The organism is Azospirillum sp. UENF 112521, from assembly GCF_058780665.1.
Window position 1 is genome coordinate 508,678 of record NZ_JBSNCI010000004.1, and the last position, 14,250, is coordinate 522,927.

A 14,250-nucleotide genomic window follows, 5' to 3' on the forward strand; every position below is an offset into this window, starting at 1 on the left:
GCGAAAAATCGCAAGCATTAATGCTTGAAGTGCATGTCGGGTATATGCAAAAAGTTTTTGCTTGCGGAAAGCTAAAATGAATTTTAGCAATCATGCATTTGAGCGGTTGCCACACAAGGATAATGGAAATGATTATTAGCGCGGATGAGAATATTCGTAAATTTGCCTCTGGTGAAATCCTGAATTCGGAGGAAAATTTTACAGATATAGTTAAGACTCGTTTGACTTTATCGCGCAACGCCATCAAGTACATGCTTCATAATGAGCAGGAGTATATTGAAAGCAGTGTTTTGACACTGGACTATAACATTAAGATGATTCGTACCTGCATCAGTAGGTTGGAAAGCGCAAGACCAGGAGATAGAGAAAGTCCGGAAGATCTCTCTTCAAGACTAATTGTAGCAATTTTTCACCTGATTTATGAAAAAACCTTGGCGACAGGTGAGTGGGAAACATCATCGGAGTATCCGGTTCTGGAATTTATACTAAGCGATAATATAGATCATAGCAAAATGGAAAGAGATCAAATGCCTCTATGGGTATTTGGTTTTCAGAAAGATTTTCTAGAATTTGTTAACAATAAGAAGTTGCAAGAGCTAACAGAGGTCGTTTTGAAAGTTGACGTTTTAAATAGAGACTATGAGCAAAAATCAAATCAATGGGCAAGCGTGATTAATAACTGGGATGAAAAGCTAAAAGGATATAGAGATTCTGTGGAGAAAATGACAAGTCAATATAATTTTTTTGGTCTTGCAAAAGCTTTTAAAGAATTAATTGATGGGAAAAAGAAAGAGTCTATTTGGGCGCGTATTTGGCTTATTTCCATGGCAATTTTCGTTCTTATTCCTTTGGTCGTATCAATATATGTTTCGTATTTAATTTGGACCGACGCAAATGCAGGCGTAGATCCAATGAAAAATAAGTTGTTTCTTGGGCTTCCTGTCTTAATCCCACTAGAAATGATATTGATTTACTTCTTCCGCATCATTCTAAAGAATCAGTTAAGTTTGAAAGCGCAGATTCTTCAGTTGGAACTGCGCTACAGCGTTTGCGCATTCATCGAAGAATATGCGAAATTCGCAAAGGATGTGCCGAAGGAAAAGCTGGAGAAGTTTGAATCTCTTATTTTCAGTGGCATTACACCTGATCCGATGGCTGTTCCAGGCACCTTTGATGGCATGGAGCAACTCGCAAGCTTAGTGCAGAAGTTCCAGAAGTAGGGTGTTAAGTAAGAGTGTCTTGCTCTGTCGAAAGCCTCATGCGGAAATGCCAAGCAGAATAAGACGGTTGACATTGTAGACGACGCCTCTGAGCAATGATTGAAACTGTTGCGTGAGGTTGGTGTGGGCGTATAGTGCCTCGCCCTACCTCCGCTTCGCAACGGACATGACGGTTGCGAATTTCCAGCACTGGCCGGTAAGCCCGCTTGCTGGGAGCATCCCTTGAGTCATTGAGCAGGCGGTGCATCTCATGTCGGTATGGGGTAGTTGCGATGACATTAATCGAGCGGAAGATGCTCCTTCACGAGAAGAGCGGCGAACAGGCTGGAGGGACGTACTTGCTCAGAGGGATGGGGGGAGCGCGCGGCGCGCCAGTGCATGGGTCAACCGCGCAAAGTACAGCAGATGATTTTCTATCATACCCAGCAGATGGGTATCAAACCGTCAGAGCGCGAAACTTTCGACGGAGCAAGCTGCTCTTAGCATTAACCCTGTTCCAAATGGGCTCTAAGGTTACGAAGAAAAGATTTTTAGAAAATAGACATGAGAAGATTGATAATAATTTTCATTATGACCTTAAGTCAATCGATATTATTTCGGAATATCTCCCTTTTTTACTTCCGGAACAAATATCGATTTTATCATAGAGTCTGCGGCGTCTTCCTCTTCTTCACTAAATTCAGCATCTAGGCCATTTTCAATTTGCGACAAGAAATTCATTGCTTCAATAAACATTTTATCATCAAAGTCTTTTGGCTTTCTACCAAATTTACTTTCAATGATCTCTATTATCAAAATAGCAAGACTTTTCGCCTTTTCTGACGGCGTGCTCCTATAATCGTCAGCAAATATATCTTTTGGATTTTTCTCCAATTCGTTGGCTTGTTTGATAAATCTTATTACGTAATAAATCGCATCCAAAGAGTCTTTTCGGTTATTCTGCGACACAAGCTTAGATATCAGGTCCATTGCTTATCTATCCTATGCTAATGAGGTCGAATGCTGATTGTGGAAGGTCTGCTACGATGTACTCGTGAGAGAGAGGATTGGCTTTTGCTCCGATAGCAACTGGCTGGTAATGCGGAATTGCAGAAAGCCTTGGTATAACACATAGCAATGGTCGAAATTGGATTTTATCAGCCTTTCGTGCAATAATTTCTATCTCATTGAGTTGGGTTGAAGAGATCATGCCGCGGGCATGCATCGCATTCGCGCCTTTTTTTATTCCAATTCTGTTTGCTTTAATTTTGACTCCATGTTGGTCCGATCCGATTATCTCTTCTTTTATTTGCTTGTATATTTCGAATGGAGAAGAACTCGGGGGGACGGAATAATGTGGAGATTGAAATTCAGAATTAAAGTATGGCGTACACCACATGTAATGTAGTCCTCCATAATACCTAAGGTTGATATTGTATGCTACAAGTGTCATTGTTGAATAAAGAACTGGATGAGGAATACTGGAAAGAGACAAATGAAACCTCCGTCATGGAAACTGACAAATATTAGAAGAAAAGGTCGTTTTTAATCTATCTGGAACATCCTATATCAGAATGCATTGCCAAAGCAATCCCTTCAAGCGGGTGGCGGCATACCGTCAAAGCTCGTTTTTGATCGGCTCAATGGTGGACTGGTCAGAATGGCCGGTTCGCCATAGCGAGCATGCATCATGCTGCCTTGCTCTGTCGAATGCCTCGCGGTCTGACGGAGTGATGCCCATCTGCCGGGTATCATGGAAAATCATCTGCTGTGCTTTGCGCGGCTGGCCCATGCTGTGGCGCGCCGCGCGCTTCCCGTACTTCTGAGCAAGTACGCCCGCCCGACCTATCGGCCTTCCAGCCTGTTTGCCGCTCTGCTCGTGAAGGAGCATCTCCGCCTGAACTATCGCGGCTTGGAGGACCTGCTGCGGATCTCAGGCCAACTTCGCCGCCTGTTCGGCTTCCTGAGCGTCCCCGACCACTCCACCTTCTGGTGGTTCGCTCGCCGCTGGCTCAGCGCCGAACTGGTGGCGTCGGCTTTGGCGGAGACCGTGCGCCGGGTCAAACGCGATGGCCAGCGGTGCCAAGTTGCCCTGGACAGCACAGGGCTCTGGCTCAGCCATACCTCACGGTATTTCGAGTGGCGGGCCAAACGCGAGCGCGGTCAGCGTGGATGGCTGAAGTGGGCGTTGGCTATGTGGGTAGGCCCGCAAATGCTTTTGGCGCAACGTGTTCGTCCCGGACCAGCGGGCGATTTCCCCGATCTGGTCCCGCTGGCGACGGACGCCTCTGCGGTGATGGCCTTCGACGAGGTGATCGCGGACGCTGGGTACGACAGTGAGGCCAATCACCGCTTCTGCCGCGAGACGTTGGGCGTCCATTCCCTCATCCCGGCGAAGAAGCGGCGCTCGATCAAGGTCATCGCAACCACCCCATACCGGCAGGAGATGCACCGACTGCTCAATGACCCAGGGGATGCTGCCAGCAAGCGCGCTTACCGGCAGCGCTGGAAGGTCGAAACCGCCATGTCGGTTGCGAAGCGGAGGTGGGGTGAGGCCCTATCCGCCCGCACCGACCTCATGCAACGGTCTCAAGCATTGCTCAGAGGCGTCGTCTACAACGTCAACCGCCTTGTTCTCCTTGGTATTTCCGCATGAGGCTTTCGACAGAGCAAGGCGCTCTAAGACATCAATGCGCACTTCATAATTGTGTACCAGCCGCCTCCAGAAGATCGTCCATCCGAACATCCCTTCGACTGCTCAGCGCAGTAGTACTGTCTTAGCCCTCGTCGTCGTTCAGGAGGCGGTGATAGGCATCCGGTCGAGCAGCTGGTTAGCAGTGATGCAGTTGGTAGCTTGACTTTTGATCAGCAAAAAGTACATAGGCTAAGACTGGAAGATATATTTTTATAATATCTTAGACGCCCAGCGCATATCAAAAAATAATATTAAACATTTTTTCAGATATTCAAAATTTTATATTGATAAATCTCTCTTGTAAGATTTGAGAAACTTGTAAAACTCGCAATTTATATTATAAATGGCGTAAGGTATCTTAATTCTTGTATCAACTTTGGCTCTGAGCTCACTCCTACTCTGTCCGCCTCCCCACTTTTCCCAAAACCTCCCCATATCAGGACCAAAATCCTATACCCTCTCCGCAATGCCCCCTCATTCGCGGAGCCACGCCATGCCCCTCGACAGCCGCAGCTTCACCACCGACAACTTCCCCCGCTGGGCCGAGGAGCCGCCGACCCCGTCCGAAGGCTCGCTGGTTCCCGGTTCGCAGTTCCATGAGGAGCAATGGATCATGGCCGCCGGCATGCTGGCGCGCGGCAACAGCTTCCTTCAGGTCTCCCGTGCCATGGGGTGCAGCCGGACGACACTCTGGCGCGCCTATTACGGCTCCCAGGATTTCCGTCACAGGGTGTGGTGGGAGCGGCAGGCGCTGAACCGCGAGGCCGAACTGCGGCTGTCCTCGCTGCGGGTGCTGGTGGCCGAGCAGATCGAGCGGCTGGTCTCCGCCGGCGATCCCGCCACCGTGCGCTGGCTGGCCGAGCGGCTCGGCCTATTCGCCGGCCTCGACCTGCCCGCGGCCAAGCGGCAGGCCCCGCAAGCCGCCCAGAAATCCGCCCAGCACTCCGCCGAGCCGCCCGCCCCCAGGCCGGCCCCGAAACCCGAGGATCCGCCCGCCGTCATCGTCCCCGAACTGGACGACGACGACATCCCCGGCGCCCTCCGCGAGCGCCATCCGCCCAGCCCGGCCCTGGTCGCCGCCGTCGTCGCCCAGCCGGAGGCCGCCGGGCCGAAGGGCGTCTTCCCCTACACCCTCAACCAGTACGAGGAGTACCCCAACCTCAACCCCGGCCCGGTCAGCCGCCGCGGCGTCGGCGCCTTCTCCTGGCAGCGGTAGGGGGCGGCCGGCAGGGGGCGGCCGGACGATGGAACATCCGCCGGATCCTGTTCCACGCCGTTCCATCCTCCGCCGGACGCGGGACCGGTCCCGGCAGGGCGCTTGCCAGGGCACTTGATCACGCGGCCGAACTGTCCGACCCTGCGGGTCCGTTCGACTCCCGAGGATCCTGCGATGACCGCCAGCCCCGCCTTCACCTGCGTGCTCGATGCCCGTGCCAGGCTGGGGGAGGGGCCGGTCTGGTCGGTGGAGGAGCAGGCGCTCTATTGGGTCGACATCAAGGGCAAGGCGCTGAACCGCTTCGATCCGGCGACGGGGAGCAACCGCGCCATGGCCCTGCCGGAGGAGATCGGCTGCGTCGCCCCGCGCAAGGGCGGCGGCTTCATCGCCGGCCTGCGCTCCGGCCTGTGGCAGCTGGACGGGGAGGGGCGGCCGGTGACCTGTCTCGCCGCCAATCCGGAGGACCAGGGCGCCAGCCGCTTCAACGACGGCAAGACCGATCCCGCCGGCCGCTATCTGGCCGGCACGCTGGACGAGCCGAAGGCCGGCGGCAAGGCGCATCTCTACCGCTACGACCGCCGCGGGCTGGCGGTGCTGGCCGGCGGGCTGCTGACCTCCAACGGGCTGGCCTTCAGCCCGGACGGGCGGACGCTCTACCATGCCGACACGCCGACCTTCACCGTGCGCCGCTACCGCTACGATCCGGCGACCGGGGCGATCTCGGACGGCGAGGTCTTTGTCCGGCTGGAGCCGAAGGACGGCGACCGCGGCCGGCCGGACGGGGCGGCGGTGGATGCCGACGGCTGCTATTGGTCGGCGCTGTACGAGGGCGGGCGGGTCGCGCGCTTCTCGCCGGAGGGGGTGCTGCTGTCGGAACATCCGCTGCCGGCGCGCTGCCCGACCATGGTGGCCTTCGGCGGTCCCGACCTGCGCACGCTCTACGTCACCACCGCCAGCGCCGGCCGCCCGGCCGACGAGCTGGAGCGGCTGCCGCAGTCGGGCGGGCTGTTCGCCATGACGGTCGATGTGCCGGGCCTGCCGGTCCCGCCCTTCGACCCGGCGGCTTGAGCCAGGGGAGGGGCGATGTTCCGCAAGTTCGTCTATCTGCTGGCCCTGGCGCGCGAAAAGCATTTCGGCCGCGCGGCGGAAAGCTGCCACGTCTCGCAGCCGACCCTCTCCAACGCCATCCGCCAGCTGGAGGAGGAGCTTCAGGTCCCCATCGTCGAGCGCGGCCAGAAGTTCGAGGGCTTCACGCCGGAGGGGCTGAAGGTGCTGGAATACGCCCGCCGCATCGTCGGCGAGCGCGACAGCCTGCGCCACGAGCTGCTGGCGCTGGCCCAGGGCGTCACCGGCCATCTGCGGCTCGGCGCCATCCCCACCGCCTTGCCGGTGGTTCCGCATGTGCTGACGCCCTTCACCACCCGCTTTCCGCACATCCGCTCCAGCGTCGTGTCGCTCAGCTCGCGCGAGATCCAGCGCGGGCTCGACGAGTTCGAACTGGACGCCGCCATCACCTATCTCGACAACGAGCCGCTGAACAACGTCCGCACCCTGCCGCTCTACACCGAGCGCTATCACCTGCTGGCCCGCCGCGACGATCTGGCGGAGGAGCTGATCGCGCAAGGGGCGGTGCCGTGGGAGAAGGCGGCGGCCTTGCGGCTCTGCCTGCTCACCCCCGACATGCAGAACCGCCGCATCGCCGACACCGCCTTCCGCATGACCGGGCGGACGGTGGAGGCGGCGATGGAGACCAACTCCATCGTCACCCTCTACACCATCGTCCGCGCCGGCACCTGCGCCAGCATCGTGCCGGGCCAGCTGCTGACCTTCGTGCCGCCGCATCCCGACATCGTCGCCCTGCCGCTGGTCGATCCGGAGCTGAGCCACGTCGTCGGCCTCGCCTATGCCGACCGCGACCCGCCGCCGCCGCTCGCCAAGGCGCTGGCGGTGGCAGCCGCCGACGCCGACATCGCCCAGCGCGTCGCCATCGGCGTCGCCGACGCCATGATCCCCTGGCGGCTGGCGCTCCGCTGAACGGTCGTCGCGGCGCTTGATAGTCAAAAGCTATCACGCCATCAGAAAATACAATTTGCTGGTATACCGTATCCTCCGCCACTCTGACGGTGCCGGGCGACGAGAGACGTCCGGAAAAAGCCAACAGAGCCAAGCCAGAACGACGCCGACCCCAAGAGCGGCGCGGACGATCGCAAGGAGGGATACCCGTGAACGCTTGCCATCCGTGGAGCGCTGAGCGCGCCATGACGATTGTCGAAGACAATCGGCATCTGCGCGGCGCCCTGCTGCCGATCCTCCACGCCCTGCAGGAAGAGTTCGGCTACATCGACGAGGAAGCCATCCCCCTGCTGGCGACGGCGCTGAACCTCTCGCGCGCCGATGTGCATGGCGTGGTCTCCTTCTATCACGAATTCCGCCGCGAAAAGCCCGGCCGCCACACCATCAAGGTCTGCCGGGCCGAGGCCTGCCAGTCGATGGGCGCCAACGCGCTGGTCGACCACATCAAGTCGCGCCTTCAGGTCGATTTCCACGGCACCACCGCCGACGGCGCCTTCACGCTGGAACCGGTCTTCTGCCTGGGCAACTGCGCCCTGTCGCCCGCCGTCATGATCGACGAGAACCTGCACGGCCGGGTCTCCCCCGACCGCTTCGACGAGCTGGCGGCCGAGACGCGGACCAACCCGCACGCCCACAACCAGATCCCCCGCGCTCTCAGCCACTCCCACAAGGGGCACGCCCAATGAGCGGCCATCTGATCACCGTCTTCGTCCCGCGCGACTCTGCCGCCCTGTCGGTCGGCGCCGATGCGGTTGCCGCCGCCATCCGGGCCGAGGCCACCAGGCGCGACCTGCCGCTGCGCATCGTCCGCAACGGCTCGCGCGGCATGCTCTATCTGGAGCCGCTGGTCGAGGTGGAGACCCCGGAAGGCCGCGTCGCCTACGGCCCGGTCACCCCGGCCGACGTGCCCGGCCTGTTCGACGCCGGCTTCCTGACCGGTGGGGAGCATGCGCTGGGCCACGGCCTGACCGAGGAAATCCCCTATTTCAAGAAGCAGGAGCGGCTGACCTTCGCGCGCTGCGGCATCATCGATCCGCTGTCAGTCGAGGACTACCGCGCCCATGGCGGCTTCCGCGGGCTGGAGAACGCGCTGGCGATGTCCCAGGCGGAGATCGTCAAGGCGGTGACCGACAGCGGCCTGCGCGGCCGCGGCGGCGCCGGCTTCCCCACCGGCATCAAGTGGAACACGGTGATGCAGGCCCCGGCGGACGAGAAGTTCGTCTGCTGCAATGCCGACGAGGGCGACAGCGGCACCTTCGCCGACCGCATGATCATCGAAGGCGACCCCTTCTGCCTGATCGAGGGCATGACCATCGCCGCCATCGCGGTGGGGGCCACCTCCGGCTACGTCTACATGCGCTCGGAATACCCGCACGCCACGGCGACCCTGCGCCATGCCATCAAGCTGGCCTATGACGAGGGCTGGCTCGGCGACAACATCCACGGCACCAACCGCACCTTCCATCTCGACGTCCGCGTCGGCGCCGGCGCCTACATCTGCGGCGAAGAGACCGCGATGCTGGAAAGCCTGGAGGGCAAGCGCGGCATGGTGCGCGCCAAGCCGCCGCTGCCGGCGCTGGAAGGCCTGTTCGGCAAGCCGACCGTGGTCAACAACGTGCTGTCGCTCTGCTCGGTGCCGATCATCCTCGACAAGGGCGGCGAGTATTACCGCGACTTCGGCGTCGGCCGGTCGCGCGGCACGCTGCCCTTCCAGCTCGCCGGCAACATCAAGAACGGCGGCATCGTCGAGAAGGCCTTCGGCATCACCCTGCACGAGCTGCTCTACGACTTCGGCGGCGGCACCATCACCGGCCGGCCGATCCGCGCGGTGCAGGTCGGCGGTCCGCTGGGCGCCTATCTGCCGCCCTCGCAGTTCGACCTGCCCAAGGATTACGAAGCCTTCGCGGCGCAGGAGGCGATGGTCGGGCATGGCGGCATCGTCGTCTTCGACGACAGCGTCGACATGGCCCAGCAGGCCCGCTTCGCCATGGAGTTCTGCGTCGCCGAATCCTGCGGCAAGTGCACCCCCTGCCGCATCGGCTCGACCCGCGGGATGGAGACGCTGGACAAGATCATAGCCGGCAAGAACGTCGATGCGAACTTGGACCTGCTCGCCGACCTCTGCGACGTGATGGTGGACGGCTCGCTTTGCGCCATGGGCGGCATGACGCCCTATCCGGTGCGCAGCGCCGTGAAGCACTTCCCGGAAGACTTCCGCAAGAAGCAGCACGCCGTCCGCGTCACCCACATCGCCGCCGAATAACGAGCGACCCCAGGAGCACCCGAGATGACCCTCATCCACGAGACCGACTACGGCACCCCGGCCCGCGTCTCCGAGACCCTGGTGACGCTGGAGATCGACGGCCGCAGCATCACCGTTCCCGACGGCACGTCCGTGATGCGCGCCGCGATGGACGCCGGTATCACCGTGCCCAAGCTGTGCGCGACCGACAGCCTGGAGCCCTTCGGCTCCTGCCGCCTCTGCGCGGTGGAGATCGAGGGGCGCCGCGGCACCCCGGCCTCCTGCACCACCCCCGTCGCCCCCGGCATGAAGGTTTATACCCAGACCGACAAGCTGGCCAAGCTGCGCCGCGGCGTGATGGAGCTGTACATCTCCGACCACCCGCTGGACTGCCTGACCTGTGCGGCCAATGGTGACTGCGAGTTGCAGGACATGGCCGGTGCCGTGGGCTTGCGCAACGTCCGGTACGGTTTCGAAGGCGAAAACCACCGTGCCGCCGCGAAGGACGAAAGCAACCCGTACTTCACCTTCGACGCTTCCAAGTGCATCGTCTGCTCGCGCTGTGTCCGTGCCTGCCAGGAGACCCAAGGCACCTTCGCGCTGACCATCGACGGACGCGGCTTCGCCTCCTCGGTGTCGCCGGGCGCCAACGAGAGCTTTATGGACAGCGAGTGCGTGTCCTGCGGCGCCTGCGTCCAGGCTTGCCCGACCGCGACCCTGACCGAGAAGTCGATCATCGAGCACGGCCAGCCCGAGCATAGCGTCATCACCACCTGCGCCTATTGCGGCGTCGGCTGCTCCTTCAAGGCCGAACTGCAGGGCACCACGGTGGTTCGCATGACGCCATGGAAGGACGGCGGCGCCAATGAGGGCCATTCCTGCGTCAAGGGCCGCTTCGCCTGGGGCTATGCCACCCACAAGGACCGCATCATGAAGCCCATGGTGCGCGAGAAGATCACCGACCCGTGGCGTGAAGTGTCGTGGGAGGAGGCGGTCGCCTATGCCGCCGAGCGGCTGAAGGCGGTGCAGGCCAAGTACGGCCGCGGCTCCATCGGCGGCATCACCTCGTCGCGCTGCACCAACGAGGAGGTCTATGTCGTCCAGAAGATGATCCGGGCCGCCTTCGGCACCAACAACATCGACACCTGCGCCCGAGTCTGCCATTCGCCGACCGGCTACGGCCTGTCGCAGACCTTCGGCACCTCAGCCGGCACCCAGGATTTCAAGAGCGTCGACAAGTCCGACGTCATCCTGGTCATCGGCGCCAACCCGACCGACGGTCACCCGGTGTTCGGCTCGCGCATGAAGAAGCGCCTGCGCGCCGGGGCCAAGCTGATCGTCGTCGATCCGCGCCGCATCGATCTGGTGCGCAGCCCGCACGTCCAGGCCGAATACCATCTCCAGCTCCAGCCCGGCACCAACGTCGCCGTGGTGAACGCCATCGCCCATGTCATCGTCACCGAAGGGCTGGTCAACCGCTCCTTCGTCGAGGGGCGCTGCGATCCCAAGGAGTTCGCGAAGTGGGAGGCGTTCATCGCCGAGCACCGCAACTCGCCGGAGTACCTGGAATCGCGTACCGGCGTCCCGGCCGATCAGGTCCGCGCCGCCGCCCGTCTCTACGCCACCGGCGGCAACGCCGCGATCTATTACGGCCTCGGCGTGACCGAGCACAGCCAGGGCTCCAGCACGGTGATGGCGATCGCCAACCTCGCGATGGCGACCGGCAACATCGGCCGCGAGGGCGTCGGCGTGAACCCGCTGCGCGGCCAGAACAACGTGCAGGGCTCGTGCGACATGGGCTCCTTCCCGCACGAGCTGCCGGGCTACCGCCATGTGTCGGACGATGTTGTCCGCCAGGAGTTCGAGACCGCCTGGGGCGTCACGCTGGATCCGGAACCCGGCCTGCGCATCCCCAACATGTTCGACAGCGCGCATGACGGCAGTTTCCGCGGCCTGTTCGTGCAGGGCGAGGACATCGTCCAGTCCGACCCCAACACCAACCACGTCACCTCGGCGCTGGAATCGCTGGACATCGTCATCGTCCAGGACCTGTTCCTGAACGAGACGGCGGCCTTCGCCCACGTCTTCTTCCCCGGCACCTCCTTCCTGGAGAAGGACGGCACCTTCACCAACGCCGAACGTCGCATCAACCGCGTCCGCAAGGCGATGCCGTCGAAGGTCGGCCGGGACGAGCATTGGGTCGCCTGTGCGCTGGCGACGGCGATGGGCTATCCGATGCACTACGAGACCACGTCCGAGATCATGGACGAGATCGCCCGTCTGACCCCGACCTTCCGCGGCGTCAGCTTTGAGAAGCTCGACCGCGTCGGCAGCGTCCAGTGGCCCTGCACCGGCTTCGAGGACGACGACACCGGCATGGCGATCATGCACGAGGAGAGCTTTGCCCGCGGTCTCGGCCGCTTCGTGATCACCGAATATGTGCCGACCGACGAGCGGACCACGCGGATGTACCCGCTGGTGCTGACCACCGGCCGCATCCTCGCCCACTACAATGTCGGTGCCCAGACCCGCCGCACCGCCAACGTGGCCTGGCATCCGGAGGACGTGCTGGAGATCAACCCGGTGGACGCCGAGATCCGGGGCGTCAAGGAGGGCGACATGGTGTCGCTTGCCAGCCGCATGGGGGCGACGACGCTCCGCGCCGTCATCTCCGACCGCATGCCGGCCGGCGTCGTCTACACCACCTTCCACCACCCGGTGACCGGGGCCAACGTCATCACCACCGAGAATTCGGACTGGGCGACCAACTGCCCCGAATACAAGGTGACGGCGGTGCAGGTCGCCCGCAGCAACCAACCGTCGGACTGGCAGGTTGACTACGCGAAGAACGACGTCGAGCGCAAGCGCATCGCCGCCGCCAACGTGATCGCCGCCGAGTGACGGCCTGAGGAGTGGGAAGCATGACCGCGATGCCTTCTGGGTCCATCCCTCCCGACGATAAGTCCCCGCTCTCCACGGCGATGTGCTCCATCGCCGTCACCGGCACCGGCTTTTCCGCCGGTGTCGGGATGGAGGAGGGCGCGGACGTCGAATGGCAGGTGCCGGAGGAAACCGCGGTCGCTTTCGAATACAACGGCCGGTCCCATGCCGTGATGATGGCGACCCCCGCCGATCTGGAAGACTTCGCGCTGGGCTTCAGCCTGGCCGAGGAGATCGTCGGGTCCGCCGCCGATATCGAGAACATCGCCGTGCGGGAAACCCCGCTGGGCTTCGTCGTCAACCTGACGGTCGATCCCCTGCGGCTCCTGCGCGGAAGTCTGCGCAGCCGCTCCATGGAGGGGCGGAGCGGCTGTGGCCTGTGCGGCGTGGACAGTCTTGTCCACGCCGTTCGGGAGCCCCGCAAGATCGAGACCTCGCTGGAGGTGGACCCGGCCGCCGTGGCCGCCGCCTTCCGCGCCCTGCCGGACCACCAGCCGATGAACCGGGCCAACCGCTCGGTCCATGCCGCCGCCTGGTGCGCGCCCGACGGCGCCATCCGCATGGCCCGCGAGGATGTCGGCCGCCACAACGCGCTGGACAAGCTGATCGGCGCCGTCGTGCGCTCGGGCGCCGACCCGGCCACCGGCTTCGTGGTGATGACCAGCCGTTGCAGCTTCGAACTGGTGCAGAAGACCGCCGCGGTGGGCATCCCGCTGCTGGCGACCATCTCGGCGCCGACTGCGCTGGCGCTGGAGCTGGCACGCAACGCCAACCTGACCCTGGGTGCCCTGTCGCGCCGCGACACCGTCATCCTGTTCCGCTGACACCAACCCCTTCCGGAGACACCGATGAGCCACACGAACCACGCCAAGGATCTGGTCCGGATGGCGAACCAGATCGCCGTCCATTTCGCCACCTACCCGCATGAGGAGGCGGTGACGGAAACCGCGACCCACATCCGCAAGTTCTGGGATCCGCGCATGCGCGCCGGCCTGTTCGCCCATGTCCAGTCCGGCGGCGAAGCCGACCTGCACGAGGTCGCCCGCGGTGCGGTTGGGGTGCTTCAGGCGCGCTGAGATCGGTCGAGCGTCGCCGGGAGCCGTCAGACCTTGCGAAAGGCGAACATCGCCGTTTCGTAGGGAAAGGCGATCTCGGTTGCGCCCGCCAGTTCCGGCGTGTTCGCGATCAGCGCGCGGACATCCCGTTCGACCTCCGCCTGCAGGTCGGAGGGAAGTGCTGCGATAAAGCTGACCGAAAGCGTACGCCTGACGATGACGTCGTCCGGGCTTCCGACATGGGTGTGGCGGACATGGCGTTCGTCAATGGCCTCGAAGCCCGGTGCCGGGAAGGCCCGGCGCCAGTCGCCGGTCCGGTAGCGCGGGGTGCCGGCCTCCCAGGGGTCGGTGATGGCGGACAGTGCCGCCACCCAGGGCCTGCTTTCATCCCGCACGTTCCAGATCAGTCCCAATCTTCCGCCCGGCGCCAGGACCCTGCGCATTTCCTGCAAGGCGGCGGCCGTGGCGAACCAGTGAAACGCCTGCGCGCAGACCACCGCATCGACGGAGCCGTCGGGCAGGGGAATCGTCTCGGCGGTCCCGGCCAGGACGGTCAGGTCGGGGAAGCTGTGGACCAGCTGCTCGCGCATGCCGGGAATCGGCTCGACGGCGACGATCTCGCCGCCGCACTCCTTCAGCACCGCGATGAACTTGCCGGTGCCGGCACCGACCTCCAGGACTTTCCGGCCAGGACCGACGCCCAGCACGTCGCGAAGCCATGCCAGGGCTTCGGCCGGATAGCTGGGGCGGCCTAGGACATAGGCTTTGGCACCGGTTTCATAGCCGCTGGAAGAGTGGTGAACCGGCATGTCGACCTCCAACCTTCCTTG

At 62.0% G+C, this 14,250-nt stretch carries 12 protein-coding genes; 10 read left to right on the forward strand and 2 right to left on the reverse strand.

Going from position 1 to position 14,250, the window contains the following annotated elements:
* Positions 1–128 precede the first annotated feature (128 nt).
* Positions 129–1,220 carry a hypothetical protein gene (locus ACWPN8_RS22865; protein WP_492242406.1) on the forward strand — a complete coding sequence of 364 codons (1,092 nt, stop codon included), beginning with the start codon at positions 129–131 and terminating at the stop codon, positions 1,218–1,220.
* Between the two features lie 591 nt (positions 1,221–1,811).
* Here ACWPN8_RS22865 and ACWPN8_RS22870 read toward each other — a convergent pair.
* Positions 1,812–2,189, reverse strand: coding sequence for a hypothetical protein (locus ACWPN8_RS22870; protein WP_492242407.1), 378 nt, complete (start codon positions 2,187–2,189; stop codon positions 1,812–1,814).
* A 763-nt stretch (positions 2,190–2,952) separates the two neighbouring features.
* Here ACWPN8_RS22870 and ACWPN8_RS22875 point away from each other — a divergent pair.
* From ACWPN8_RS22875 to ACWPN8_RS22915, 9 genes are all read left to right on the forward strand, one after another.
* Positions 2,953–3,855, forward strand: coding sequence for a transposase (locus ACWPN8_RS22875; RefSeq protein ID WP_492242408.1), 903 nt, complete (start codon positions 2,953–2,955; stop codon positions 3,853–3,855).
* A 532-nt stretch (positions 3,856–4,387) separates the two neighbouring features.
* Positions 4,388–5,110: a hypothetical protein gene (locus ACWPN8_RS22880; protein WP_492242409.1), complete on the forward strand. Its 723-nt coding sequence runs from the start codon at positions 4,388–4,390 to the stop codon at positions 5,108–5,110.
* 174 nt (positions 5,111–5,284) lie between these two features.
* A complete protein-coding gene (locus tag ACWPN8_RS22885; RefSeq protein WP_492242410.1) occupies positions 5,285–6,178 on the forward strand; it encodes an SMP-30/gluconolactonase/LRE family protein in 894 nt (297 codons plus the stop codon).
* 15 nt (positions 6,179–6,193) lie between these two features.
* The gene (locus ACWPN8_RS22890; protein ID WP_492242411.1) at positions 6,194–7,144 is read left to right on the forward strand and encodes a LysR family transcriptional regulator; all 951 of its coding nucleotides are present in this window, start codon (positions 6,194–6,196) and stop codon (positions 7,142–7,144) included.
* A 188-nt stretch (positions 7,145–7,332) separates the two neighbouring features.
* Complete coding sequence (locus ACWPN8_RS22895; RefSeq protein ID WP_109446472.1) at positions 7,333–7,869, forward strand: formate dehydrogenase subunit gamma; 537 nt, start codon at positions 7,333–7,335, stop codon at positions 7,867–7,869.
* Positions 7,866–9,446, forward strand: a complete 1,581-nt coding sequence (locus tag ACWPN8_RS22900; protein ID WP_492242412.1) for a formate dehydrogenase beta subunit — start codon at positions 7,866–7,868, stop codon at positions 9,444–9,446. Before ACWPN8_RS22895 ends, ACWPN8_RS22900 begins: the two co-directional genes overlap by 4 nt.
* Positions 9,447–9,470: 24 nt before the next feature.
* The gene (gene fdhF / locus ACWPN8_RS22905) at positions 9,471–12,326 is read left to right on the forward strand and encodes a formate dehydrogenase subunit alpha (RefSeq protein WP_492242413.1); all 2,856 of its coding nucleotides are present in this window, start codon (positions 9,471–9,473) and stop codon (positions 12,324–12,326) included.
* A 20-nt stretch (positions 12,327–12,346) separates the two neighbouring features.
* Entirely contained in the window at positions 12,347–13,189 is an 843-nt protein-coding gene (fdhD, locus tag ACWPN8_RS22910) for a formate dehydrogenase accessory sulfurtransferase FdhD (RefSeq protein ID WP_492242414.1), read from the forward strand.
* A gap of 24 nt (positions 13,190–13,213) precedes the next feature.
* Positions 13,214–13,441 carry a formate dehydrogenase subunit delta gene (locus tag ACWPN8_RS22915; RefSeq protein ID WP_109446480.1) on the forward strand — a complete coding sequence of 76 codons (228 nt, stop codon included), beginning with the start codon at positions 13,214–13,216 and terminating at the stop codon, positions 13,439–13,441.
* Between the two features lie 26 nt (positions 13,442–13,467).
* Here the strand turns inward: ACWPN8_RS22915 and ACWPN8_RS22920 are convergent, their stop codons facing one another.
* On the reverse strand, positions 13,468–14,229 hold the full coding sequence (locus ACWPN8_RS22920; protein WP_492242415.1) for a class I SAM-dependent methyltransferase: 762 nt from the start codon (positions 14,227–14,229) through the stop codon (positions 13,468–13,470).
* Positions 14,230–14,250: the final 21 nt, after the last annotated feature.

What these genes read in the sequence shown, in the direction of transcription:
- ACWPN8_RS22865 (WP_492242406.1), top strand. Translation starts at nt 129, where the DNA reads ATGATTATTAGCGCGGATGAGAATATTCGTAAATTTGCCTCTGGTGAA.
- ACWPN8_RS22870 (WP_492242407.1), bottom strand. Translation starts at nt 2,189, where the DNA reads ATGGACCTGATATCTAAGCTTGTGTCGCAGAATAACCGAAAAGACTCT.
- ACWPN8_RS22875 (WP_492242408.1), top strand. Translation starts at nt 2,953, where the DNA reads ATGGAAAATCATCTGCTGTGCTTTGCGCGGCTGGCCCATGCTGTGGCG.
- ACWPN8_RS22880 (WP_492242409.1), top strand. Translation starts at nt 4,388, where the DNA reads ATGCCCCTCGACAGCCGCAGCTTCACCACCGACAACTTCCCCCGCTGG.
- ACWPN8_RS22885 (WP_492242410.1), top strand. Translation starts at nt 5,285, where the DNA reads ATGACCGCCAGCCCCGCCTTCACCTGCGTGCTCGATGCCCGTGCCAGG.
- ACWPN8_RS22890 (WP_492242411.1), top strand. Translation starts at nt 6,194, where the DNA reads ATGTTCCGCAAGTTCGTCTATCTGCTGGCCCTGGCGCGCGAAAAGCAT.
- ACWPN8_RS22900 (WP_492242412.1), top strand. Translation starts at nt 7,866, where the DNA reads ATGAGCGGCCATCTGATCACCGTCTTCGTCCCGCGCGACTCTGCCGCC.
- fdhF (WP_492242413.1), top strand. Translation starts at nt 9,471, where the DNA reads ATGACCCTCATCCACGAGACCGACTACGGCACCCCGGCCCGCGTCTCC.
- fdhD (WP_492242414.1), top strand. Translation starts at nt 12,347, where the DNA reads ATGACCGCGATGCCTTCTGGGTCCATCCCTCCCGACGATAAGTCCCCG.
- ACWPN8_RS22915 (WP_109446480.1), top strand. Translation starts at nt 13,214, where the DNA reads ATGAGCCACACGAACCACGCCAAGGATCTGGTCCGGATGGCGAACCAG.
- ACWPN8_RS22920 (WP_492242415.1), bottom strand. Translation starts at nt 14,229, where the DNA reads ATGCCGGTTCACCACTCTTCCAGCGGCTATGAAACCGGTGCCAAAGCC.